Here is a 21,562-nt window from a genome sequence, read left to right on the forward strand (position 1 = left end):
CCGCCGTCCCGCACCCGACGGCCGAGCCGATCCCTGCGGCCGGAGCCGGTACGACCGGCGGCCCGGACCCCGCGATCGAGCCGACCCCGGCCACCGGAGCCGGCACGGCCGCCGTCCCGCACCCCACGGCCGAGCCGACCCCACCGGCCGGAGCCGGTACGACCGGCGGCCCGGACCCCGCGATCGAGCCGACCCCGGCGGCCGGAACCGGCACCACCGGCCGCCCGGACCCCCCGACGCCCCCGGCCACGGCCGCCGGGGCCGGACCGGCCGGCCGCCCGGACTCCTCCGGCACGGCGGAGCGGACGGTGACCGACCTGCTCGCCGAGGCCGCCGGTCGGCGCGACCTCCCCGGCTACCTGGGGGTGCTGGCGGCCGCCACGGTGTGCGTACCGCTGGCGGCGGAGCCGAGTCCGGACGCCGACTTCCCGTGGACGGTGGCCACCGATCCCGCGGGCGCGCCGCTGCTGCCGGTCTTCACCTCGCCGGAGGTGTTGACGGCCTTCGCCGGCGACGGGGTGCCGTTCGTCGCGCTGGCCTGCGCCGACCTCTTCGCGGACTGGCCGGACCGGTCCTGGGGGCTGGTGGTCGACCCGGGCAGCGCGCGGTCGGTCGCGCTGGCCGCGCCGGCCCTGGCCACCCTGCTGGCCGCGAACACCCCGGCCGGCTGACCCACCGCCGCGGCCCGGTGGCGGCAGACCCGCCCGGACCGGCGGCCCGGACAACCCCGGGCCGGCGACGCGGGCCGTGACGGCGGGGACGGCGCCCGGCAGGCAGCGCGGGCAGGCGGCGCCGAGCAGGCAGCGGCGGGCAGGCGGCGCGGGGCGGCGGAAACCGGGCGTGGGCAGCGGCGCGGGTCACCGCGTGGGGGGTGGCGGACGGCCGCCGGGCTGGGCAGCATAGTGCCCATGGACTACGAATACGCGCCGCTGCGGTTGCCGCCGAACGTCGACCGGTTGACCGCCGCGGCGCAGCTGGCGATCCAAGCGGAGTTCTCCGGATGGGAACTGGCCCGGGTGCGGCTGTTCCGCGACGGTACGCGGCAGGTGATGCTGCGTCGCCGGCGGATCAACCAGCCGCAGCCGGGCCTGTCGTACTGAGGCGCGGGCGCGGGCGCGGGGCTGGGCTCCCGCGCCGGTGACGCCCCGGAGCCCGTGCCGGGCGAGCCGGGCCCCGGGGCGTCACGCCCTGCTTAGTGCGCGTGGTCGTGCTCGTCGTCCAACTCCAGGAACGGGTGCTCGTCGAGCCGGCCGACCAGCCGGTCGTCGGCGCCCGGCTGGAACGGGCCCACCGGGTCGTCGTCGTCGAACGACTCCAGGTCGACCGGGGTGCCGACCTCGCTGACCATCACCACCCCGTCGAGCGGCTCCAGCTCCGGGACGTCCAGCGCGCCGAGCGAGCCGTCGCCGCTCTGCAGCAGCTCCAGCACCGCCTCGCCGACGCCCTCCACCGGCGCCGGCTCGTCGTCCTCGGGCGTGCCCTCCCGGCGAGCCACCTCGGCCACCCGGATCAGCGCCGACACGCTCGGCACCCGGTAGTCCCGGCGCTGGCGTACCGAGATCACCCGCGGGTGCGGGTCGGTGGCCTCCACGCCCTCCGCGCCGCCGCCGAAGCGCTGGTCGGCCTCGTCCGGGTCGATCGACTCGACGTCCCAGGGAGTGACCTCGCCGAAGGCGTCCAGGAGTTGCTCGTCGTAGACGTAGGACGCGTTGTTCAACGCCACGTACGCCTGCCAGACGTCGTCGTCGTCGATGCGGCCCTGCGCGGCGCGGACGGCGGCCAGGTGGTGGCGGGCCGCTTCGATCACGCGCTCGAGGGCGGCGTCCAGCTCACCGTGCTGGTCGGTCATGTGAGGCAGTCCCTTCGCGATGGGGAGGATCGGTGCGGACGGTCGGTGCGCCGGACCCGGCTAGCAGGTGCGCAGGAACCGGTCGAGAACCCGCACGCCGAACTGTAGTCCGTCCACCGGGACCCGCTCGTCGATGCCGTGGAACAGCGCGGAGAAGTTCAGGTCGGCCGGCAGCCGCAGCGGCGCGAAGCCGAAGCAGCGGATGCCGAGCTGCGAGAAGGCCTTCGCGTCGGTGCCGCCGGAGAGCATGTACGGCACCGGCCGGGCGCCCGGGTCCTCGGCGCGCAGCGCCGCCGACATCGCCTCGACCAGGTCGCCGTCGAAGGTGGTCTCCAACGCCGGCTGCCGCTGGATGTACTCGATCGCGATGTCCGGGCCGATCAGCTCGCGCAGCTGCCGCTCCAGCAGCTCGGACTGGCCGGGCAGGCTGCGGCAGTCGATGGTCGCGGTGGCCCGGCCGGGGATCACGTTGTCCTTGTAGCCGGCGGACAGCCGGGTCGGGTTGGCGGTGTTGCGGATGGTCGCGCCGATGATGTTGGCGATCGGGCCGAGCTTGGCGATGGCGGTCTCCGGGTCGTCCGGGTCCAGCTCGATGCCGAGCAGGTCGGAGACCTCCTCCAGGAACGCCCGCACGGTGTCGGTGACCACCACCGGGAAGCGGTGCCGGCCGATCCGGGCGACCGCCTCGGCGAGCGCGGTGACCGCGTTGTCGTCGTGCACCATCGAGCCGTGCCCGGGCCGGCCCTTGGCGTGCAGGCGCAGCCAGTCGATGCCCTTCTCGGCGGTCTCGATGAGGTAGAGCCGCTGGGCGTCGTTGACCGAGTAGGAGAAGCCGCCGACCTCGCCGATCGCCTCGGTGCAGCCGTCGAAGAGGCCGCGGTGGCGCTGCACGAGGAAGTGCGCGCCGTAGTCGCTGCCCGCCTCCTCGTCGGCGGTGTAGGCGAGCACGATGTCGCGCGGCGGCTGGACGCCGGTGCGCTGCCAGTGCCGCACCACGGCCAGCACCATCGCGTCGAAGTCCTTCATGTCGATCGCGCCCCGGCCCCAGAGGTAGCCGTCGCGCAGCTCGCCGGAGAACGGGTGCACCGACCACTCGTCGGCGTCCGCCGGCACCACGTCGAGGTGGCCGTGCACCAGCAGCGCGCCGCGGGACGGGTCGGCACCGGGGATGCGGGCCACCAGGTTCGCCCGGCCGGGCGCGGACTCGTGGATCACCGGCTCGACGCCCACCTCGGCCAGCTTCTCCGCCACGTACTCGGCGGCCCGGCGTTCGCCCACGCTGGTGTCGTTGTCCCCGGTGTTGGTGGTGTCGATGCGCAGCAGGTCACGGCAGAGGTCGACGACCTCGGCGGTCGGGTCGGGTCGGGCGGAGGCGGCGTCGCTCGTCATCGCATCTTCATACCAGCCGGCCACGGTTTCGGCGCAGACGCCGCCGGGTACCGCCGGACCCGACCGCGCCCCCACGCGGCCCGCCACCGAGGAGGGCACCATGACCGTCCCCCTGCCGCCGCTGCCGCCCGCGCCCGAGGAGGGCTACCGACCCGGCGGACGCAGCATCGCCGACCTCGTCGTCGGCGAGCACCGTCAGCTGCTGGAGCTGGTGGACCGGCTCACCGGCACGCCGGAACCGCCGGCGGACGGGCTGGCGGTGCTCACCGCCGCGCTGTCCCGGCACCTCTCGGCGGAGGAGCAGTACCTGCTGCCGGCCGTACGGTCGGCCCGGCCGGATCTCGCGGCCCGGGTGGACCACGAGATCGACGCGGACGCCGGGCTGCTCACCGCGCTGAAGGAGACGACCGGCCTCGGCGAGCTGGCCGAGCGGGTACGCCGGCACGTGGCCGGGGTCGACGCGCTGGTCGCGGCGCTGCGCGAGGTGGCCACCGCCGAGGAGCTGATCCGGCTCGGCAACCGGCTGGAGATCGCCGAGGAGGCCGCGCCGACCCGGCCCCACCCGGCGACCCCGGCCACGCCGCCGTGGAACCGGATCGTCGAGCCGGCCGTCGGGGTGGTGGACAAGGTCCGCGACGCGGTCTCCGGTCGGCCCACCTACCTCGCCGACCTGCCCACGCCGCCCGACCGATGACCGGCGACCACCCCGCCGACCGGTCCTGGCCCGCAAATATCGGAAAGCGTTGATCCGTACGGACCCTTCCCGCCGACTGCCGGTGGACCTACCGTCATATCCATGAACCTGGAGCTGCGACACCTGAGGGTGGTCTGCGCGATCGCGGAGACGGGGAGCGTGACCAAGGCGGCCTCGACGCTCGGCCTGGCCCAGCCGGCGCTCACCGCCCAGCTCCAGCGCATCGAGCGGACCCTGGGCGGACCGCTGTTCGAGCGGGACCGTCGCGGTGCCCGACCCACCGCCCTCGGTGAGCTGGTGCTCGCCCGGGCGCGGGTGCTGCTGCCGGCGATGAAGGGCCTGCAGGACGAGGCGGCCCGGCTGGCCGGCGCCGGGGACGCGCCCCGGCGGTACCGGTTCGGCGGGATGAACAGCCCGATCCTCGGCCGGTTGGTGCACCGGCTCGCCGCCGAGCAGCCGCAGGCCCAGATCAGCACGTACGCGTCCTGGTCGGCGGACGAGCTGGCGCAGTCGGTGGCCGGCGGCCGGCTGGACTACGCGCTGATCGGGGTGTGCGGCGACTCCGCGCCGTCGGCGGAGTTCGGGCTGTGCTGGCGGGAGGTGGCGGTCGACCCGGTGATGGTGCTGCTGCCGGAGACCCACCCGCTGGCCGACCGGGACGAGGTGCGGCTGGTGGACCTGCGTCACGAGCAGTGGGTGGCCGCGCCGGGCGAGGGCTGCTTCGGCGACTGCTTCGCCGCCGCCTGCGCCCGGTCCGGCTTCACCCCCCGCAAGGTGTACGAGGCCGACGTGCGCGGCTGCGTGGACCTGGTGGACGCCGGCGAGGCGGTGGCGCTGTGCCAGGCCACCTTCCGCCCGGTGGCCGGCCTGGTGACCCGGCGGCTGGCCGGCACCCCGCTGCGCTGGCGGCTGCTGCTGGGCTGGCACCCGGACTCCCCCGCCGCGCTCGGGGCCGACCTGGTGCTGGAGACGGCGCTGGCCGCCTACACCGACGCGCTGGCGCCGCACCCGGCGTACCTGGCCTGGCTGATGCGCAACCCCGAGTTCGGGGTGCGCGGCCCGAAGGCGGCCGGGCCGGTCGTCGGGGCGCGCGGGGTGCGAACCGCCTGAGCGCGGGTATCTGCCCGGCATGACCGACCTCGACCCCGCCGCCGCCGACCGGGAGACGTTGCTCCGGGCCGCCGCCGCGCACACCGCCGCCGCCCAGGACGTGGAAGCCTTTCTGCGCCGCCTGCCGGAGGTGCCGGACGCGTCGGCCATCACCGAGTACGCCAACCTGCTCACCCGCGAGCAGCGGCAGCGCGCCGACCGGGAGGCCGCCGCCGACGCCTTCGGGCTGACCATCGGCAGCCTCGAGTCCGACCAGGGGACCTGACCCCGGCCGACCACGGACGTCGCCGTCACCCCGGGCGGGGTGACGACGACGTCGTTCGGTGCCTCAGCGTTCGACCAGGACGTCGTGGCCCAGGTCGAGCAGGGCGTGGCGCCACTCGTCGTCGGCGTTGCCGCGCGGCGGCTTCGCCTCCAGCAGGTTCTGGATCTCGTCGATCGCGTCCTGCATCACCTTGATGTCCTCCGGCGTCAGGTCGACCTTGCGCTTGGTCAGCACCTTGAGGATCTGCCGGCCCGGCTCGGGCAGGCCGAGATCCGGGTCCGGCCCGAACGACTCCTCCCCCGAGCCGCGGGTCAGCAGCCACTGCCGCAGCTTCTCGGACGGGACGTTCACCTGGGCGTGGAAGTCGTCCCAGAGCACCTCCACCTCGGGATCGAGCCGCGCCTCTCGTACCATCAGCCCTCCTCTCCGGGCGGCGGCCCGGACGAACCCGGGTCCCCCTCCTCGTCCTCGGTGCGCCGACCCAGGCCCTCCGGCGGCACCCGGACCCGGCCCGGGTTGGCCGTCGGCGGGGCCACGATCGGATCGGTGCGATCGCTCTCGTCCTGGCTCTCCTCGGGTTCGGTCATCTCCGCCCTCCGGGTCATCGCGGATGCGAGGTGGTCGCCGCGGTGTAGCCGCGCTCGCCGGCGGAGACGTCGAACGTGAGCTGGCCGTCGCGGGCGTCCACGACGACCTTCTGGCCCGGCGAGACCGACGACTCGAGCAGCATCCGGGACAGGTGGTTGTCCACCTCCCGCTGGATCACCCGGCGCAGCGGGCGGGCGCCGAACTCCGGCTGGTAGCCGTGCTCGGCGAGCCAGTCGACGCCGGCGGTGGTGAAGTCCACCTGGATGTCCTGGGCGTGCAGCCGGCGCCGGGTCTCCTCCAGCATCAGCCCGGTGATCTGGCGCAGTTGCTCCGCCTCCAGCCGGCGGAAGATGATCACCTCGTCGATCCGGTTGAGGAACTCCGGCCGGAAGTTCTCCTGGAGCCGGCGCATCAGCCGCTCGCGCAGCTCGTCCCGCTCCTGCTCGCCGCCCTCCGCGCCGGCGCCGAAGCCGACCGCGCGCTGGGTGCCGGTGATCAGCTCGGAGCCGAGGTTGCTCGTCATGATCAGGACGGTGTTCTTGAAGTTGACAGTCCGGCCCTGGCTGTCGGTGAGCCGCCCGTCGTCGAGCACCTGGAGCAGGATGTTGAACACGTCCGGGTGGGCCTTCTCGATCTCGTCCAGCAGCACCACCGCGTACGGGCGGCGGCGCACCGCCTCGGTGAGCTGCCCGGCCTCCTCGTACCCGACGTAGCCGGGCGGGGCGCCGACCAGCCGGCTGACCGTGTGCCGCTCCTGGAACTCGCTCATGTCCACCCGGACCATCCGGTCGGCCTCGCCGAAGAGCGCCTCGGCCAGCGCCCGGGCCAGCTCGGTCTTGCCGACCCCGGTCGGGCCGAGGAACAGGAAGCTGCCCATCGGCCGGTCCGGGTCGGCCAGCCCGGTCCGCGACCGGCGCACCGCCTCGGCCACCGCGTTGACCGCGTCGTCCTGGCCGACCACCTTCTCGTGCAGGTGCCCCTCCAGGCGCAGCAGCCGGTCCCGCTCCTCCTCGGTGAGCTGGGCGACCGGGATCCCGGTGGCCCGGGAGACCACCTCGGCGATCTCCTCCGGCCCGACCTCGGGCACCTGGGGCGGGGCCTCGTCACCCTTGGCCCGCCGGATGTGCCCCTCCAGCTCGGAGATCCGGTCGCGCAGCGCGGACGCCCGCTCGTACTGCTCGTCGGCGACCGCCTGCTCCTTGTCCCGACGCACCTCGTCGAGCTGCTGCTCCAGCTCGCGCACGTCCTCGGCCGGCGTCCGGGTACGCAGCCGGATCCGGGCGCCGGCCTGGTCGATCAGGTCGATGGCCTTGTCCGGCAGGTAGCGGTCGGTGACGTACCGGTCGGAGAGCTCGGCGGCGGCGACCAGCGCCTCGTCGGTGAACCGCACCTGGTGGTGCGCCTCGTAGCGGTCCCGCAGGCCGCGCAGGATGGCCACGGTGTCCTCGACGCTCGGCTCGGGCACGAACACCGGCTGGAACCGGCGGGCCAGCGCGGCGTCCTTCTCGATGCTCTTGCGGTACTCGTCGAGCGTGGTCGCGCCGATCACCCGCAGCTCGCCCCGGGCCAGCGCCGGCTTGAGCATGTTGGAGGCGTCCATCCCGCCCTCGCTGCCCGCGCCGCCCGCGCCGACCAGGGTGTGGATCTCGTCCAGGAAGACGATCAGCTCCTCGCGGTGCGCCCGGATCTCCTCGATCACCTTCTTCAGCCGTTCCTCGAAGTCGCCCCGGTAGCGGGTGCCGGCGACCAGGCCGGCCAGGTCGAGCTGGACGACCCGCTTGCCGAGCAGGGTCTGCGGCACGTCGCCGTCGCAGATCTTCTCGGCGAGGCCCTCGACGATCGCGGTCTTGCCGACGCCCGCCTCGCCGATCAGCACCGGGTTGTTCTTCGTCCGCCGGGAGAGGATCTCCACCGCCTGCTCGATCTCGTCGGCCCGGCCGATCACCGGGTCGATCTGGTCGTTGCGGGCCAGGTCGGTGAGGTCCTGGCCGTACTGGTCGAGGGTGGGCGTGCCGCGGTCCGGCTTCGGGCCGGCCATCGGGCCGCGCTCGGCGTTGGCCGCCTGCAACGACTCGGGTTGGATCCGGCCGGCGGCCAGCATCCGCCCGGCCGGCGACTCCGGGTTCAGCGGCAGCGCCATCAGGATGTGCTCCGGACCGATGTAGTTGGCGCCCATCGCCCGGGACAGCTGGTGGGCGTCGAGCAACGCCCGCTTGGCCGCCGGGGTCAGCGAGAGGTTCGGCGGCACCTCCCCGCCCGGCGCGCCGTCACCCCGCCCGCCGAGCGCGTTGAGCAGCGTGTCCGGGTCGGCGCCGGCCCGGCGGACCAGGTCGCGCAGCGGCTCGCGCTGCAACGCCGCCCAGAGCAGGTGGTCGGTGTCCAGGTCGGTGCTGTGCCGCTGGGCGGCCCGCCGCGCGGCGTCGGCGAGCATCTCCCGGGCGTCGGCGGTCATCAGCCGGGTGATGTCGACCCGGTGCGCGGGTCGGCGCCCACCCTCACCCCGGCCGAAGTACCGGGCCAGGAACTCGTCCCAGGGGTCGGAGCCGAAGTCACCGGGTCCCATCATGTCTGTCCTCCGCAGTCGGGCGCGCGGCACGGTCGCCAGGGGCTACCCGGCGGCCGGCCCGACAAACGCCGCACGGGTGCCACCGCCGGGCAGGTGCCCGCCCGGCGGCGCGTGCGCGGGTGGCAGGCTGGCGGCATGGAGTCGACGCCGCTGCTGATCGTGGACGCCGCGAACGTGGTGGGCTCGCGCCCGGACGGCTGGTGGCGGGACCGGGCCGGCGCCACCGCCCGGCTGCGCGACACACTGGCGCCGGTGGGCGCGGCCGGCCTGCCCGACCGGCTGCCGCCACCGGTGGAGGTGGTGCTGGTCGTGGAGGGCGCGGCGCGGGACGTGCCGTCCGTGGCCGGGGTGCGGGTGGTCGCCGCCGACCGGTCCGGCGACGACGCCATCGTCGAGGAGGTCGCGGCCGCCCCGGGGCGCCGCCGCCTGGTCGTCACCGCCGACCGTGAGCTGCGCGAACGGGTCGCCGCGCTGGGCGCCGAGGTGTACGGCCCGCGGTGGCTGCGGGACTGACCGGCCGGCCGCCGCCGGTCCCACCAATCGGACTTGTGGCGCTCGACGTCGACAACCGGTCAGCGGGGCAGGAACACTGACAGGGCGGTTGTTCTCTCACCCACCGGGATAGGCTCTAATGGAGACCTCCCCGCCCCCAGGAGGTTCCACCGTGGCGAGCGTCGCCGAGCTCAAGGCAGCCATCGATGTCGCCCTGCAACAGATCGGCGACGGCCAGAGCGCCGTACAGGCCGCCGGCGAGAAGCTGGCCGAGGCGCAGCAGACCCTGGCCGGGGCGCTGGAGGGCAGCGGGCACGAGACCGTCGAGGCGGCCCAGGCCTCGCTCACCCAGGCCAGCCAGGAGCTGGAGGAGTGCCTCGCCGCCACCCTGGTCGCGGTCGAGCAGGCGCAGCTCTACGTCGCGGCCCTCTAGGGCACCGGTCATGTCCATCGTGGAGGATGTCGGCGCACAGGTCCGGGCCGCGGCCGAGGAGCTGCCGGTGGGCCTGCTCGGGCAGGCGCTGGAGAAGTTCGGCCTGGCCGCCGAACGGCTGCGCTGGGTGCGGCAGGAGTCGGCCAACCCGCTGGGGGTGCCGGAGCTGTCCGCGGCCACCGAGCACGCCGAGACCGCCAACTACGCGCTGCGCGTCGCCCAGGAGCAGCTCACCGCGTACCTGGCCGCGATCGGGCTGGCCGCCGACGGCGCGCCGCCGACGCGCGAGGAACCGGGCCGGCGGCCGCGGCACGACGCCCCCCGCGAGGCGGCACCCGTGGCGACCGCACCCGAGCCGGCCGGCAAGGTGACCATGCGCCGCTGGTGGGCGGTGCGGGTGGCCGAGCTGACCGGCGGCCGGGAGGGCCCGCCGGACAGGCCGGACGGGCCGGACGAGCGGGTCGGCGACTCCCGGGAACTGCTGCGCCGGGTGGTGCGCGGCGTCCGCGCCGGGGACCGGGACCGGCTGCACGCCGAGCTGCGCCGGGCGCACGCCGACGTCGGTCTCGGGCTGGCCGCGGTGGCCCCGCCGCTGCTGCGCGACCTCGCCGGCGAGCTGCTCGGCCACCCGCCGCGGGCGGACGACCTGGGCCGGCTGCGCCGCGAGGTCGACGGGCGGGTCCGGGACCTGCTGCCCGGGCTGCCCGCGCCGGTGCTGGACACCCTGCTGACCCGGGTCTGCCGGATGCCCCCGCCACGACGCGGCGAGCAGGACCAACCGCACGCCGCCGACCCGGCGGTCACCGCCGGGGTGCTCACCGGGGTGCTGCTGGCCCGGCTCGGCCGGGACCTGCCGGCCGAGTCCGGCCGCGAGCCGGCCGACGCCACACACCGGCACAGCGGGCCGGTGGCGCCCGCGCCGGGCGGTGGGCCGCACCGGAACGGCTCGGACGCGCGCGGCCGGGGCGGCCCGGACGCGGCGGCCGGCCGGGACCGGCGCCGGGGAACCGATGGCTGACCGCCGCGCCCAACTGGTCACCCGGGTCCGGGGGATGCTCGCCGAGGCGCTCGGCGCCACCCGCACCCGGCTGTCCGCCGCCCAGGCAGACCTGACCGCCGACCGCGAGCGGCTGGCCCGGATCCGGCGGGCCGCCGCCGCCGTGCCGGACCGGGTGGGCGCGGAACGGGACCGCCGGCTGGCCGAGATCGACGAACGGCACGCCGCCCGGATCGCCGAGCTGGCCCGCCGGGCCGCGACCGCCGCCGGGCGGGAGTCGCCCGGCGCCGCGTCCGCCGAGTGGGCCGGGTGGTCGCCGACCCCGCCGGGACGGGCCGAACCGCCGGGCGCGTTGCGGATCGGCACGCTGCGCATCCCCGGCGCCGAGCCGGTGCCCGCGCTGGTGCCGCTGCTGGACGCCGGGCACGTGGAGCTGACCGGCGCGGACCGGGACGGCGGCGAGGCGGTGGTCTCCGCTCTGCTGCTGCGCGCGGTGGGCCGGGCCGACCCGGGCGGCGTCCGGCTGGTCGGCTACGACCCGGAGCACCTCGGCGGCGGGCTGGCCGGCTTCGCCCCGCTCGGCACCGCCGGGCTGCTCACCTTCGTCGGTCCCGGCGGGCTGGGCCGGCTGCTGGACGACCTGGTGGAGCAGATCCGCCGGATCAACGAGACCGTGCTGGCCGGCGAGTACGGCTCGCTGCGCGAACTGGCCGCGGCAACCGGCCGCCGCCCGGAGCCGTGGCGGGTGGCCGTGCTGCTCGGCGGGGACGAGTTGTCCCGGCACGAGCGCGGCCAACTCGACCGGGTGGTCCGCACCGGAGCGGCCTGCGGCGTGCACCTGGTGGTCCGGGGCGTGTCGCTGCCGGACGACCCGACGGTCACCCGGGTCCGGGTCGAGCCGGACGGCGCCCGGGTCGGCGCCCCGCCCGGCCTGCCCGTCCGCCTGGACCCGCCGCCGCCGGCCGCGCTGGTCACCGAGACCTGCCGGCAGGTGGCGGCGCGGGTGAACGCCGGCCCCGCCCCGACCCCGTTCACCGACCTGCTGCCGCCGCCGGAGCAGATGTGGCGGGAGGACTCGGCGACCGGGTTGACCGCGCCCATCGGCGAGGGCCCGGACGGCCGCCCGGTGCTGCTGACCCTGGGCGACTACCCGCCGCACGCCCTGATCGGCGGGCCGTCCGGCACCGGCAAGACCAACCTGATCTTCGCCTGGATCGGCGCGCTGGCCGCCCGCTACTCCCCCGCCGAGCTGGAGTTCTACCTGCTCGACTTCAAGGAGGGGGTGTCCTTCGCCCGGTTCGCCCAGGGCCGGCGGGACCCGAGCTGGCTGCCGCACATGCGGCTGGTCGGCATCAACGTCAACACCGACCGGGAGTTCGGGCTGGCGCTGCTGCGCTTCCTCGCCGAGGAGCTGCGTCGGCGCGCCGACGCGGCGAAGAAGCACGAGGTGACCAAGCTGGCCGAGCTGCGTGCGGTGGACCCCACCGGGCACTGGCCGCGGATCGTCGCGGTGGTCGACGAGTTCCAGATGCTGCTGGCCGGCCGGGACGTGGTGGCCCGGGAGGCGGCCGACCTGCTGGAGGACCTGGCCCGCCGGGGCCGGTCGCAGGGCATCCACCTGGTGCTCGCCTCGCAGGACGTGCGGGGCATCGAGGCGCTGTGGGGGCGGCCGGCGCTGGTCGCCCAGTTCACCCTGCGCATCGCGCTGCCCAAGGCGCTGCGGATCCTCGCCGAACGCAACGACGCCGCCCAGTCGCTGCCGCGGCACCACGCGGTGGTCAACGCCGAGTCGGGGATGACCGAGGGCAACCAGGTGGCCCGGATCCCCTCGGCCAGCGACTGGGAGACCTGGAGCGAGCTGCAGCACCGGCTGTGGCGGATGCGCCCGCAGGACGCCGCGCCCGCTCGGCTCTTCGACGGCGACGCGATCCCCCGGCTGGCCGACGCCCCGGACTTCCGGGCGCTGGCCGCGCCGGAGACCGGGACGCTGCGCAACCCGGTGGCGCTGCTCGGCGAGATCATCGACGTGCAGGCCCGCTCGGCGGCGCTGCGGCTGCCCCGGGCGCCGGGGCGGAACCTGGCGGTGCTCGGCACCCGGGTCGACGAGGCGTGCGCGGTGCTGGACGCCGCGGCCCGGTCGCTGGCCCGCCAGCACCGGCCGGGCAGCGCCCGGTTCTCCATCGCCTGCCTGGACCCGGACGCCGACCCGGCCGCCCGGTCGCTGTACGAGGACCTGGCCGACGACGCGGCCTGGTACGACGAGGAGACGGTGGCGGAGCTGATGGCCGAGACCGCCGACGGCCTGACCGCGCCGGGCGGCAGCGGCAGCCCGCACTACCTGTTTCTCTTCGCCGTCGACGCGGCGGCCGGTTCGCTGGGCGCGCGGGTGGGCCGGCGGACCGGGCTGGAGCACCTGCGCCGGATCCTGCACGACGGGCCGGAGCGGCGTACCCACGTGCTGGCCTGGTGGCGGGGGGTGGCCCGGATGCGCGCCGACCTCGGCGGACCGGCGGCGCGCACGGACCAGATCGGGGCCTGGGTCGCGCTGGACACGCACGGCGGCGAGCTGGGTTCGTCGCTGTACCCGGGCACCGGCGGGCCGGACTGGTACCCCCGCCCGTGGCGCGGGCTCTTCTTCGACCGGGCGGTGCACCGCACCGGTCAGGTGATCATCCCCTACGGACCGTCCCCATGAACCAACCGGTGAGCAGTGAGACGTACGCGGCGCAGGTGCGGCGGCTGGCCGAGCTGACCGCGCGGGTGCAGGGCCAGCGGGCCGAGGCGCACGCCTGGTACGAGCAGCAGTGCGCGGCGGCCGAGCAGGCCGTCGCCGAGGCCACCGAGCGGGTGGCGCGGGCCGAGCGGGACCTGGTGGACGCGCGGGAGGCGCAGGAGCGGGTGGACGCCGAGGCGGCCCACCTGTGGCAGCAGTTGCGGGACCGGCTCGGCCCCGGCGCCCGGCGGCTCGGCGCGCCGCCCGGGCCGGCGCCCGGCGCGACCGGCGACCCGGCCCTGCTGCTCGACGGGGTGCGCGAGCTGCTCGACCGCACCCGCCGGCCGGGTGACCTGCCCGGCTCGGTGAACCCGCTGCTCGCGCTCTGCGGGGTGCTCGGCGCGGCGCTGGCGTACGGCCTGGGGGTGGCGGCCCGGACGGTGGGTGAGCGCAACGGCGGCGACCTGGCGGTGGGCATGCCGGTGCTGGCGCTGGTGGTGACGCTGCTCGGGCCGCTGGTCGGCCTGGTGCCGGCGAAGCGGCTGGCCGACCGCCGGCACGCGGTGCTCGGCCCGCGGCCGATGACCGTGGTGCTCGCCGCCGGGCTGGTGACCACCGTCCTGCTGCTGGTCGCCGGCCGCTGAACGGCGGTCGTGGCGCGGGCGCTGGCCGGGCCGGACCGGCGCCGGCACCGTCGGCGCGGGTCGGTGCGGTCGGTGCGCCCGGCCCCGGCCGGCGCGGTGTCGATCCGGCCGGCCGCCGTTCGTGTAGAGGTGGGAGGCCGGAGGACGACCGGCCGATGCGACCAGGAGGAGCGTGTGATGCGCCAGTACCTGCTGAACGTGATCCAGCCCGACGGGGACGCCCCGCCGCCGGCGGAGTTCCTGGAGCCGATCATGCGGGACGTCGAGGCCGTCAACCGGGAGATGCGCGCTGCCGGCGTCTGGGTGTTCGGCGCCGGGCTGGAGCTGGCACCGGCCGCGCGGGTGGTCCGGGTCCGCGACGACGAGACGCTGCTGACCGACGGCCCGTTCGCCGAGGGCAAGGAGCACATCGGCGGCTTCACCGTGATCGCCGCACCGGATCTGGACGCGGCGCTGGGCTGGGCTGGGCGGCGAAGCTGGCCCGGGCCACCACCCTGCCGATCGAGGTCCGCCCGGTCGCGGGCGTGGGCACCGCCTGAGCGCGCGGCCACCAGCCCTGGTACGCCAGCGGGGCGGCACACCCCGCCGGCGTCGGGTCAGGCGGGAACCAGCACCGCCTCGCGCAGCAGCCGGCGGGCCAGCACCAGCCGGTCGGCGTCGTCGTCGAGCCCGGGCAGGTCACCGACCCGGCTGACCGCGCCGGTGAGCAGGGCACGCACCGCCGGCGCGCACTGCTCGGGCAGGGTGATGGTCCGGTCGAACAGCCGCAGCGCGACCTGGTCGCCCTGCGCGGCGAGCTGCCAGCGCAGCCCGGCGCGTGGGGCGAGCCGGCTGTCGGCGTGCAGGTCGGCGAGCGCGGCGGCCTGCGCGAGCGGGCGGATCGGCGCGGGCCGGGCAGCGGGCCAGGCCCGCTGCCGCAACCGGCCGGCCACCGCTGCCGGGTCGGCGCGCAGCAGCCAGTCGCGCAGCGCCTCCACGGTCTCGGTGAGCTCCGGCTCGATGGCGTCCGGGTCGGCGACGTCGACGCCGAACGGCAGCGTGGCACGCAGTCGCTGATCCTCGGCGGCGAGCGCGAGCAGCTCCTCGACCAGCGCGTACCGGGTGAGCGCCCGGACCCCGACGGTCAGGTGCAGCGAGCTGGACTCCTGCGCCTGCGCGCTGTGCAGCCAGCCGCGCGGCAGGTAGAGCGCGTCGCCGGGGGCGAGCACCACGTCCAGCGCGGCCGGTCCCTGCGCGGTGGCGGAGACCTCGTCGGCCCGCCCGCCCCAGGGCTGCTTCTCCAGCGGGTCGGGCAGCACCGGCGGGTGGATCCGCCAGTGCTTGCGGCCGTCGACCTGGAGCACGAAGACGTCGTGGGTGTCGTAGTGGGTGGCGAAGCCCTGGCTGCCGGCGGGCGTCAGGTAGGCGTTGACCTGCAACGGTTGCCCGACGGCGGCGCCCAGCTCGCGGGTGAAGTCGATCAGGGCCGGCCAGGTGCGGTGCAGGCCCTGCAGCACCAGGGTGGCCCCGCCGGCGTACAGCTCGAGCACCCGCTCGTCGAGGACCTGGTCGGTGATCTCGGCGCCCGCGCCGCCGCCGCCGGTGAACCGCGCCGCCGGCACCAGCTGGCCGTCCTTGGCGACCCGCAGGAACGGCGTACGCAGGCCGCGCCGGCTGAGCAGCTCGTCGGCGTCGGCGGGGCTGAGCAGATCGGTGAAGCCGGCCGGATTGGGCAGTTCGTCGGCACGGGAGAGCAGCGGGGTTTGTCCCCAGTGGGCGGCGGCGAACTTGGCCGGCTCGACCGAGACACAGCGGGCCAGCGCGGCGGCTGCCGGAGACGGGACCGCCGGGCGGCCGTGGCCGCCCGGCGGGTCGATGTGCGTCATGGCGTACCGCTCAGGCGCTGCCGTCGGCGCCGCCGTCGTGCTGACCCGGGGTGGCACCGCCGTCGGCCGGACCCTCCGCGCTGCCGTCGGCCCCGCCGTCGTGCTGACCGGGGGTGGCACCGCCGTCGGCCGGACCCTCGGCACCCTGGTCGGCACCCTGGTCGGCGCCACGCTCGGCGCCGCGGTCGGCACCCCCGTCGGCGCCGCCGTCCTGCTGGCCGGGGGTCGCGCCACCGTCGGCCGGGCCTTCCAGGCCGCCGCCGGAGGTGGTCTGCATGTCGTCGTCGTTGAGTGCCATGGGTGCTCCCTCGGGTGTGCCGCCCCGCCGTGCGCCGGGGTCCGTCGTGCAGCGGGTGGTACCCCACGCTGGATCTTCTCTAACCACACGGTAGACGCCCGGCGGGGCCGGCACGGGCGGTTCGCCGTCAGCCCGTACGGCAGGTCGAGCCGTTGAGGGTGAAGCCGGTCGGGGTCGGGTTGCTGCCGCCGTGGGTGCCCTGGAAGCCGAAGCTGAGCGTGCCGCCGGCCGGCACCGTGCCGTTCCAGCTGGCGTTGCGGGCGCTCACCTGGGAGCCGGACTGGGTGACGGTGGCGTTCCAGGCGTTGGTGATCCGCTGCCCGGCGCCGAAGGTGAAGCCGACGGTCCAGCCGTTGACCGCGGTGGCGCCGTCGTTGCGGACCCGGACCTCGGCGGTGAAGCCGGTGTTCCAGGTGTTCGGCACGTAGGTCACCGTGCAGCCGTCGCCCGGCGGCGGGGTGCTGGGCGTCGGGGTCGGCGTGGTCGGGGTCGGCGTGACGCCACCGCCGAGCGCCTCGGCCACCGCCTGGTACGCCGGCTTCGGCGCGTAGTTCTCGTCCCAGATCAGCGCGGCGCCCTGGCCGGGGAAGACGTCCGGGATCCAGGAGTAGCGGTCGGTGATGCCCCAGGTGGTGACGCCCGCGCACCGGGTCACCGCGAGGCAGGCGGTGACCACCTTGCGGTAGTCGGCGGCCTGGGTGGCCAGGTTGGCCGCGCTGGGCGGGGTGGGCATCCGGATGTCCAGCTCGGTGATCCGGACGTCCACGCCCAGGTCGGCGAAGCGCTGCAGGTTGCTCTGCAGGTCGCCGGGGACCTGCCCGACGATCAGGTGTGCCTGGAAGCCGACGCAGTCGATCGGCACGCCGCGGGCCTTGAAGTCGCGGACCAGGTTGTAGATCGCTGTGCTCTTCGCGTTCACGCCGTCGGTGCTGTAGTCGTTGATGCAGAGTTTGGCGGCCGGGTCGGCGGCGCGGGCGGCGCGGAACGCCTCCTCGATCCAGCCGTCGCCGAGGCGCTGCTGGAAAACGCTGTCCCGGCGTCCGCCGGAGCCGCCGTCGGCGAACGCCTCGTTGACCACGTCCCAGGCGACCACCTTGCCGCGGTAGTGGCCGGCCACCCCGGCGATGTGGTCGAGCATGGCCTGGCGCAGCTCGGTGGCGGACAGGCCGCTGACCCAGCCGGGCAGCTGAGAGTGCCAGACCAGGGTGTGGCCGTACAGTCGCTTGCCGCCGGCGGCGGCGTAGCTGGCCACCGCGTCGCCCTGGGTGAAGGTGAACTGCCCCCGGTTGGGCTCGGTGGCGTCCCACTTCATCGCGTTCTCGGCGACCACCAGGTTGAATTCGGCGTCCGCGAGCTGCCGGTAGGCGGACTCGTTGAGCCGGTTCGGGTCGATGGCGACGCCGATGTCCCGGCCCTTGGCGTCGGCCAGGGCCTTCAGGGTGGTGGCCGCGTCGGCGGGGCCGGGCCGGGTAATGCCGAGGCCGACGGCGAGCACCGTGGCCAGGGCGAGAGCCCCGGCCAGCAGGGCGGGCCGGGTTCGTGAACGGTGCGGGTGCATGCGGTCCCTGTCCTTCGTCGGGCCGCCCGGAGGCGGCAGGTGGCGACGTCGGTCGATGGGAGCGCTTCCACATGCTGACATCCCGCAGACGCCCCGTCAACCGGCTCCGCGCCGGACGGCACGACGCGGGCCCCGGTGGCAGGATGGGGCGGGCACAGCAACAGGAGGTGTCGATGACCGAGCCGACCGCGGTGGCCCCGTTGGAACCGGTGACCGAGGACTGGCAGCGCGCGCTGGCGGTGGTGGCCCACCCCGACGACCTGGAGTTCGGTGGGGCGGCGGCGATCGCCCGCTGGACCGGGCAGGGCAAGCGGATCGTCTACTGCCTGGTGACCAGCGGCGAGGCGGGGATCGACGGGATGCCGCCGGAGCGCGCCCGGCTGGTGCGCGAGGAGGAGCAGCGGGCATCGGCGGCACTGGTCGGAGTGGACACCGTCGAGTTCCTCGGGCTGCCCGACGGCGTCCTGGAGTACGGTGTGCCGCTGCGCCGGGCGATCGCCGAGGTGGTCCGCCGGCACCGGCCCGAGATCGTCCTCACCAACAACTTCCGGGACACCTGGGACGGCTCGTACGCGCTCAACCAGGCCGACCACATCGCCACCGGCCGGGCGGTGCTGGACGCGGTCCGCGACGCCGGCAACCGGTGGGTCTTCCCCGAGCAGCTCACCGAGGGGGTCGAGCCGTGGAACGGGGTGCGCCAGGTCTGGGCCGCCGCCTCCCCCCGCTCGGCGCACGGCGTGGACGTCACCGACACCTTCGCGCAGGGGGTCGCCTCGCTGCGGGCGCACCACGCGTACCTGACCGGGCTGGGCGACGGCAGCTTCGACGCCGAGGAGTTCCTGGAGGGGCTGGCCCGGCCGACCGGCACCCGGCTCGGCGTCCGCTACGGCGTCGCGTTCGAGGTGTTCCGCTTCGACCTGTGGTAGCCGCCGGATGATCCTGCTCGGCACCTCCGGGTGGCAGTACCGCGACTGGCGGGGCCGGTTCTACCCGACCGGGCTGCCGCAGCGGCTGTGGCTGGAGCACTTCGCCGCCCGGTTCGCCACCGTCGAGGTCAACAACGCCTTCTACCGGCTGCCGGAACGGGACACCTTCGCCGCCTGGCGGGACCGCACCCCGGACGACTTCTGTGTGGCGGTGAAGATGAGCCGCTACCTGACCCACATCAAGCGGCTGCGCGAGCCGGCCGAACCGGTGGCCCGGTTCCTCGGCCGGGCCACCGCGCTCGGCGACCGCCTCGGCCCGGTGCTGCTGCAACTGCCGCCGAACCTGCCGGCCGACCCGGCGGCCCTCGACGCCACGCTGGCGCTCTTCCCCGCCGACGTACGGGTGGCGGTCGAGCCACGCCACCGCTCGTGATGGACCGACGCCACCCGGGGCGTGCTGGAACGGCGGCGGGCGGCGCTGGTCTGGGCCGACCGGGGCGGCCGGCCGGTGACCCCGCTGTGGCGCACCACCGACTTCGGCTACCTGCGGCTGCACGAGGGGCGGGCCCACCCCTGGCCCCGCTACGGCCGGGCAGCGCTGGCCTCCTGGGTGCGCCGACTGGCCGCCGCGTTCGACGACGCGGAGCCGGCGTACGTCTACTTCAACAACGACCCCGGCGGCGCGGCGGTGCTCGACGCGGTCGCCTTCGCCGGCCTGGCCGGGCGGGCCGGCCGGCGGGTCAGCCGGGTGCCGACCGGGCCGGACGCCGCCGGCCCGGCGCTCCCGCCCGGGCCGGTCGGGGCCTGAGATCGCGAGCGGCCCGCCCCACCCGGGTGGAGCGAGCCGTCGTCGAGGCGCCGGTCAGGGAATCATCCGGGCCATGTCCTTGGGCATGGTGTCCTTCACGTCCTGCCACTCGCCCTGGGTCACGTGCCGGCGCAGGGTGTCCAGCACCACCTGCACCACCCGCTCCGCGCCGCCCTCGACGTCGTACGGGAAGCGCTGCCGGACCTCCAGCAGGAAGTCGTCCCGGTTCAGCTTGACCGGCACGTCCATCGGCTTCCAGCCGTCGAAGTAGACCCCGCGCACCACCACCGGCAACTGCGCGGCGAACTCCACGCTCTCCTGCACCGGCATCCGGTCGCGCAACAGGTGCAGCACCGTACGCAGCGCGCAGTAGGACTGGTTGCGCTGCTCCTTCGGCCAGCCGTAGGCCTGCTCGATGTCCCGCAGTATCTCGTTGGTCTTCTGCATCGAGGACTCGATTGCCGACTGGAACTGCTCAGCCATCTCTCCACCCCCGTACCTCGGTATCCCACCGTCGGTCGTCGTCGCGGCGCGGCGGCCCGACCGGGCCGCGCGGCTGCCGGGTCGGGCTGACCCGACCGGCCCGCGGCACGTGCCGGGGGTCGCCGGACGACCCGACGACGTGCAGCACGGCACCCCGTCGTCGATCCGGTACCACCCGAACCGTCATCTCCAGCACCTCCGTGGTGTCGGTTCCGCGGCCGGCTCGCGAGTCGACCGCACGCACCCTCGATGCTGCTCGCCGAGCGGGTGAGGCCGCGTCACCCGGGCGGGGTGAGCGTCGCCGCGCAAGCCACCGTGCGTCGAGCCGGTCAGCCGTCGGTGTCGAGGAGCCCGGCCAGGGTGGCCGCGTTGGTCTGGGCGTAGTCGCGGTAGCAGTTGTTCATCAGCACGTGGGTCTGCCCGGTGGAGTCGGCCAGCTCGCGCAGTTTCGGCGCCCAGTCCTTCAGCTCCCGATCGGAGTAGCGGTAGCCGAACTTCTCGTGGATGTCCTTGCTGGTCCACTTGTCGCTGTGGCCGTGGAAGCGCACCACCGCCAGGTCCGCGGTGGCGGCCAACACCGGGGGCACCGACGAGCGGTGCCCCTGCGGCATGTCCACGCAGACGTACGCCAGCCGGTGCTGGCGCAGGAAGGCCAGGGTCTCGTCGGCGTTGGACCCGTCGAACCAGGACGCGTGCCGGAACTCGAAGACCGGCCGCAGCGGGGCGCAGCGGCGCTCCACCTCGAGCAGGTACTGCTTGTTGTCCCGCTTGATGGTGAACCAGGGCGGGAACTGGAACAGCAACGCGCCGAGCCGGCCCGCCTCGACCAGCGGGTCCAGCGCGCTGAGGAACCGCGTCCAGACCTCCTCGTACGCCTGCGGCGGCAGGTCGTCGGGATAGAGGTTGCGCTTGTCGGTGTCCGGGCGCAGGTCCTTGTAGAGCGCGGACACCTTCGTCGGGTGCCCGGTGAGCAGGCTGAACGCCTTGACGTTGAAGGTGAAGCCGGCCGGGGTGCGCTCGGCCCACAGCCGCGCCGTCCGCTCGGCCGGCGGCGAGTAGTAGGTGGCGTCCACTTCGACCAGCGGGAACTGCCGGGCGTAGTAGGCCAGTCGCTTCTCCGGCGTGTCGGCGGTCTGCGGATACCAGCCGGAGTCCAACAGAGTCCGGTCGGTCCAGGACGCGGTGCCCACCTTGATGTCACCCATGGGTGGAGTCCACCGCGCTCCGGACCGACCGGCAACCGCAGTACGGGGTCAGGCGGCCCGCCGCTCCCGGTTCTGCTTGCACGTCACACAGGTGGTGGCGGACGGGAAGATCTCCAGCCGCTCGACCGGGATCGGCGCGGTGCACCCCTCGCAGAAGCCGTAGGTGCCCTCCTCCAGCCGGGTCAGGGCGTGCTCGTACTGGGCGCGGCGGTCGAGGATGGTCCGCAGCAGGGACTGCGCGGTGTCCCGTTCGGCCGTCTTGGTGCCGCTGTCGGCCTGGTCGTCGCCGGCCGTGTCGCCGATCTCCACCAGCCGCAGCACCTGGCTCTGCAGCACCGCCTGCTCGTACTCCGCGGACAGCTCGTCGTAGCGGGCCTGCAGGGAGCGCCGGATCTGGTCGATCTCCGCCTGGGATCGGCCCGTGTCGACCGTGTCGTGGACGAGCATCGCTGCCTGCCTTTCTGGGCCTCGTGGTTGCCGCGGGACGCCGGTGCGGTGCGCCCCGGCAACGGTGGTTCTCGCGCGGGCGATCACCCGTGCTCTGTGAGCCGGGCGATTACCCACCCGCCGAAAGGATCAAACCGCCGATTTTCCGAGGCGTTGATCATGAAGTCGTTGTCGCGCGCCACGGCGTGTCGGCCGGGTCACCGGGGTGGTGCGGGGGCGCGCGGTCAGGGGG

The 21,562-nt window shown here is 75.3% G+C and carries 22 protein-coding genes and 2 pseudogenes; 13 read left to right on the forward strand and 11 right to left on the reverse strand.

The window, feature by feature from the left end:
• Positions 1 to 671, forward strand: a 671-nt coding sequence (locus tag DLJ47_RS36940) for an SseB family protein (protein WP_233257882.1), incomplete at its 5' end; no start/stop codon positions are given.
• Between the two features lie 237 nt (positions 672 to 908).
• Entirely contained in the window at positions 909 to 1,100 is a 192-nt protein-coding gene (locus DLJ47_RS18195) for a DUF5703 family protein (RefSeq protein WP_088993715.1), read from the forward strand.
• Between the two features lie 92 nt (positions 1,101 to 1,192).
• Here the strand turns inward: DLJ47_RS18195 and DLJ47_RS18200 are convergent, their stop codons facing one another.
• Together DLJ47_RS18200 and DLJ47_RS18205 are read right to left on the reverse strand one after the other, a co-directional pair.
• A complete protein-coding gene (locus tag DLJ47_RS18200) occupies positions 1,193 to 1,849 on the reverse strand; it encodes a hypothetical protein (RefSeq protein WP_109901160.1) in 657 nt (218 codons plus the stop codon).
• A gap of 60 nt (positions 1,850 to 1,909) precedes the next feature.
• On the reverse strand, positions 1,910 to 3,238 hold the full coding sequence (locus tag DLJ47_RS18205; RefSeq protein WP_109901161.1) for a M20/M25/M40 family metallo-hydrolase: 1,329 nt from the start codon (positions 3,236 to 3,238) through the stop codon (positions 1,910 to 1,912).
• A 100-nt stretch (positions 3,239 to 3,338) separates the two neighbouring features.
• Here DLJ47_RS18205 and DLJ47_RS18210 point away from each other — a divergent pair, with 100 nt between their 5' ends.
• From DLJ47_RS18210 to DLJ47_RS18220, 3 genes are all read left to right on the forward strand, one after another.
• Positions 3,339 to 3,932 (forward strand): hemerythrin domain-containing protein, encoded by a 594-nt coding sequence (locus DLJ47_RS18210; RefSeq protein ID WP_109901162.1) that lies wholly within the window; start codon positions 3,339 to 3,341, stop codon positions 3,930 to 3,932.
• A 102-nt stretch (positions 3,933 to 4,034) separates the two neighbouring features.
• Positions 4,035 to 5,042, forward strand: a complete 1,008-nt coding sequence (locus DLJ47_RS18215; RefSeq protein WP_109901163.1) for a LysR family transcriptional regulator — start codon at positions 4,035 to 4,037, stop codon at positions 5,040 to 5,042.
• Between the two features lie 19 nt (positions 5,043 to 5,061).
• A complete protein-coding gene (locus tag DLJ47_RS18220) occupies positions 5,062 to 5,307 on the forward strand; it encodes a hypothetical protein (RefSeq protein ID WP_088993711.1) in 246 nt (81 codons plus the stop codon).
• Positions 5,308 to 5,370: 63 nt separating this feature from the next.
• Here DLJ47_RS18220 and DLJ47_RS18225 read toward each other — a convergent pair whose 3' ends face one another.
• From DLJ47_RS18225 to DLJ47_RS18230, 3 genes are read right to left on the reverse strand one after another with little or no spacing between them, the layout of a single operon-like run.
• Entirely contained in the window at positions 5,371 to 5,721 is a 351-nt protein-coding gene (locus tag DLJ47_RS18225) for a DUF3140 domain-containing protein (protein ID WP_109901164.1), read from the reverse strand.
• Entirely contained in the window at positions 5,721 to 5,894 is a 174-nt protein-coding gene (locus tag DLJ47_RS35805; RefSeq protein ID WP_158289837.1) for a hypothetical protein, read from the reverse strand. The genes DLJ47_RS18225 and DLJ47_RS35805 overlap by 1 nt, the downstream gene beginning before the upstream one ends.
• A 14-nt stretch (positions 5,895 to 5,908) precedes the next feature.
• Positions 5,909 to 8,461 (reverse strand): ATP-dependent Clp protease ATP-binding subunit, encoded by a 2,553-nt coding sequence (locus DLJ47_RS18230; RefSeq protein WP_109901165.1) that lies wholly within the window; start codon positions 8,459 to 8,461, stop codon positions 5,909 to 5,911.
• A 135-nt stretch (positions 8,462 to 8,596) separates the two neighbouring features.
• Between DLJ47_RS18230 and DLJ47_RS18235 the strand changes: the two genes are divergently transcribed.
• From DLJ47_RS18235 to DLJ47_RS36945, 6 genes and pseudogenes are all read left to right on the forward strand, one after another.
• On the forward strand, positions 8,597 to 8,974 hold the full coding sequence (locus DLJ47_RS18235) for a hypothetical protein (protein ID WP_088997651.1): 378 nt from the start codon (positions 8,597 to 8,599) through the stop codon (positions 8,972 to 8,974).
• 151 nt (positions 8,975 to 9,125) lie between these two features.
• Positions 9,126 to 9,386 carry a hypothetical protein gene (locus tag DLJ47_RS18240; protein WP_088993708.1) on the forward strand — a complete coding sequence of 87 codons (261 nt, stop codon included), beginning with the start codon at positions 9,126 to 9,128 and terminating at the stop codon, positions 9,384 to 9,386.
• Between the two features lie 10 nt (positions 9,387 to 9,396).
• Positions 9,397 to 10,404 carry a hypothetical protein gene (locus DLJ47_RS18245; RefSeq protein ID WP_233257883.1) on the forward strand — a complete coding sequence of 336 codons (1,008 nt, stop codon included), beginning with the start codon at positions 9,397 to 9,399 and terminating at the stop codon, positions 10,402 to 10,404.
• The gene (locus tag DLJ47_RS18250; protein ID WP_109901170.1) at positions 10,397 to 13,078 is read left to right on the forward strand and encodes an FtsK/SpoIIIE domain-containing protein; all 2,682 of its coding nucleotides are present in this window, start codon (positions 10,397 to 10,399) and stop codon (positions 13,076 to 13,078) included. Before DLJ47_RS18245 ends, DLJ47_RS18250 begins: the two co-directional genes overlap by 8 nt.
• Positions 13,075 to 13,740: a hypothetical protein gene (locus tag DLJ47_RS18255; protein ID WP_109901166.1), complete on the forward strand. Its 666-nt coding sequence runs from the start codon at positions 13,075 to 13,077 to the stop codon at positions 13,738 to 13,740. Before DLJ47_RS18250 ends, DLJ47_RS18255 begins: the two co-directional genes overlap by 4 nt.
• A gap of 282 nt (positions 13,741 to 14,022) precedes the next feature.
• Positions 14,023 to 14,148, forward strand: a pseudogene (locus DLJ47_RS36945) (YciI family protein); the annotation flags it as partial.
• A gap of 188 nt (positions 14,149 to 14,336) precedes the next feature.
• Here DLJ47_RS36945 and DLJ47_RS18265 read toward each other — a convergent pair.
• From DLJ47_RS18265 to DLJ47_RS18275, 3 genes are all read right to left on the reverse strand, one after another.
• Positions 14,337 to 15,605, reverse strand: a complete 1,269-nt coding sequence (locus DLJ47_RS18265; protein ID WP_109901167.1) for a cupin domain-containing protein — start codon at positions 15,603 to 15,605, stop codon at positions 14,337 to 14,339.
• Positions 15,606 to 15,615: 10 nt separating this feature from the next.
• The gene (locus tag DLJ47_RS18270; RefSeq protein WP_088993704.1) at positions 15,616 to 15,903 is read right to left on the reverse strand and encodes a hypothetical protein; all 288 of its coding nucleotides are present in this window, start codon (positions 15,901 to 15,903) and stop codon (positions 15,616 to 15,618) included.
• 127 nt (positions 15,904 to 16,030) lie between these two features.
• Positions 16,031 to 17,461, reverse strand: coding sequence for an endo-1,4-beta-xylanase (locus DLJ47_RS18275; RefSeq protein WP_109901168.1), 1,431 nt, complete (start codon positions 17,459 to 17,461; stop codon positions 16,031 to 16,033).
• 173 nt (positions 17,462 to 17,634) lie between these two features.
• Here DLJ47_RS18275 and DLJ47_RS18280 point away from each other — a divergent pair, with 173 nt between their 5' ends.
• A complete protein-coding gene (locus DLJ47_RS18280; RefSeq protein ID WP_109901171.1) occupies positions 17,635 to 18,387 on the forward strand; it encodes a PIG-L deacetylase family protein in 753 nt (250 codons plus the stop codon).
• 7 nt (positions 18,388 to 18,394) lie between these two features.
• Positions 18,395 to 19,195, forward strand: a pseudogene (locus DLJ47_RS18285) (DUF72 domain-containing protein).
• Between the two features lie 54 nt (positions 19,196 to 19,249).
• Here the strand turns inward: DLJ47_RS18285 and DLJ47_RS18290 are convergent.
• The 3 genes from DLJ47_RS18290 to DLJ47_RS18305 form a co-directional block, all read right to left on the reverse strand.
• A complete protein-coding gene (locus tag DLJ47_RS18290; RefSeq protein ID WP_088993701.1) occupies positions 19,250 to 19,678 on the reverse strand; it encodes a DUF2267 domain-containing protein in 429 nt (142 codons plus the stop codon).
• A 329-nt stretch (positions 19,679 to 20,007) separates the two neighbouring features.
• The gene (locus DLJ47_RS18300; protein WP_109901169.1) at positions 20,008 to 20,883 is read right to left on the reverse strand and encodes a DUF72 domain-containing protein; all 876 of its coding nucleotides are present in this window, start codon (positions 20,881 to 20,883) and stop codon (positions 20,008 to 20,010) included.
• Positions 20,884 to 20,931: 48 nt separating this feature from the next.
• Positions 20,932 to 21,330: a TraR/DksA family transcriptional regulator gene (locus tag DLJ47_RS18305; protein ID WP_088993699.1), complete on the reverse strand. Its 399-nt coding sequence runs from the start codon at positions 21,328 to 21,330 to the stop codon at positions 20,932 to 20,934.
• Between the last annotated feature and the right edge of the window lie 232 nt (positions 21,331 to 21,562).

Origin of the sequence: Micromonospora sp. S4605, from assembly GCF_003176715.1 — a bacterium.
Lineage (GTDB): Bacteria > Actinomycetota > Actinomycetes > Mycobacteriales > Micromonosporaceae > Micromonospora > Micromonospora echinaurantiaca.

Bases quoted from the DNA above. Each gene is read 5' to 3' on its own strand.
- DLJ47_RS18195 (WP_088993715.1), top strand. From the start codon at position 909: ATGGACTACGAATACGCGCCGCTGCGGTTGCCGCCGAACGTCGACCGG.
- DLJ47_RS18200 (WP_109901160.1), bottom strand. From the start codon at position 1,849: ATGACCGACCAGCACGGTGAGCTGGACGCCGCCCTCGAGCGCGTGATC.
- DLJ47_RS18205 (WP_109901161.1), bottom strand. From the start codon at position 3,238: ATGACGAGCGACGCCGCCTCCGCCCGACCCGACCCGACCGCCGAGGTC.
- DLJ47_RS18210 (WP_109901162.1), top strand. From the start codon at position 3,339: ATGACCGTCCCCCTGCCGCCGCTGCCGCCCGCGCCCGAGGAGGGCTAC.
- DLJ47_RS18215 (WP_109901163.1), top strand. From the start codon at position 4,035: ATGAACCTGGAGCTGCGACACCTGAGGGTGGTCTGCGCGATCGCGGAG.
- DLJ47_RS18220 (WP_088993711.1), top strand. From the start codon at position 5,062: ATGACCGACCTCGACCCCGCCGCCGCCGACCGGGAGACGTTGCTCCGG.
- DLJ47_RS18225 (WP_109901164.1), bottom strand. From the start codon at position 5,721: ATGGTACGAGAGGCGCGGCTCGATCCCGAGGTGGAGGTGCTCTGGGAC.
- DLJ47_RS35805 (WP_158289837.1), bottom strand. From the start codon at position 5,894: ATGACCGAACCCGAGGAGAGCCAGGACGAGAGCGATCGCACCGATCCG.
- DLJ47_RS18230 (WP_109901165.1), bottom strand. From the start codon at position 8,461: ATGATGGGACCCGGTGACTTCGGCTCCGACCCCTGGGACGAGTTCCTG.
- DLJ47_RS18235 (WP_088997651.1), top strand. From the start codon at position 8,597: ATGGAGTCGACGCCGCTGCTGATCGTGGACGCCGCGAACGTGGTGGGC.
- DLJ47_RS18245 (WP_233257883.1), top strand. From the start codon at position 9,397: ATGTCCATCGTGGAGGATGTCGGCGCACAGGTCCGGGCCGCGGCCGAG.
- DLJ47_RS18250 (WP_109901170.1), top strand. From the start codon at position 10,397: ATGGCTGACCGCCGCGCCCAACTGGTCACCCGGGTCCGGGGGATGCTC.
- DLJ47_RS18255 (WP_109901166.1), top strand. From the start codon at position 13,075: ATGAACCAACCGGTGAGCAGTGAGACGTACGCGGCGCAGGTGCGGCGG.
- DLJ47_RS18265 (WP_109901167.1), bottom strand. From the start codon at position 15,605: ATGACGCACATCGACCCGCCGGGCGGCCACGGCCGCCCGGCGGTCCCG.
- DLJ47_RS18270 (WP_088993704.1), bottom strand. From the start codon at position 15,903: ATGGCACTCAACGACGACGACATGCAGACCACCTCCGGCGGCGGCCTG.
- DLJ47_RS18275 (WP_109901168.1), bottom strand. From the start codon at position 17,461: ATGCACCCGCACCGTTCACGAACCCGGCCCGCCCTGCTGGCCGGGGCT.
- DLJ47_RS18280 (WP_109901171.1), top strand. From the start codon at position 17,635: ATGACCGAGCCGACCGCGGTGGCCCCGTTGGAACCGGTGACCGAGGAC.
- DLJ47_RS18290 (WP_088993701.1), bottom strand. From the start codon at position 19,678: ATGGCTGAGCAGTTCCAGTCGGCAATCGAGTCCTCGATGCAGAAGACC.
- DLJ47_RS18300 (WP_109901169.1), bottom strand. From the start codon at position 20,883: ATGGGTGACATCAAGGTGGGCACCGCGTCCTGGACCGACCGGACTCTG.
- DLJ47_RS18305 (WP_088993699.1), bottom strand. From the start codon at position 21,330: ATGCTCGTCCACGACACGGTCGACACGGGCCGATCCCAGGCGGAGATC.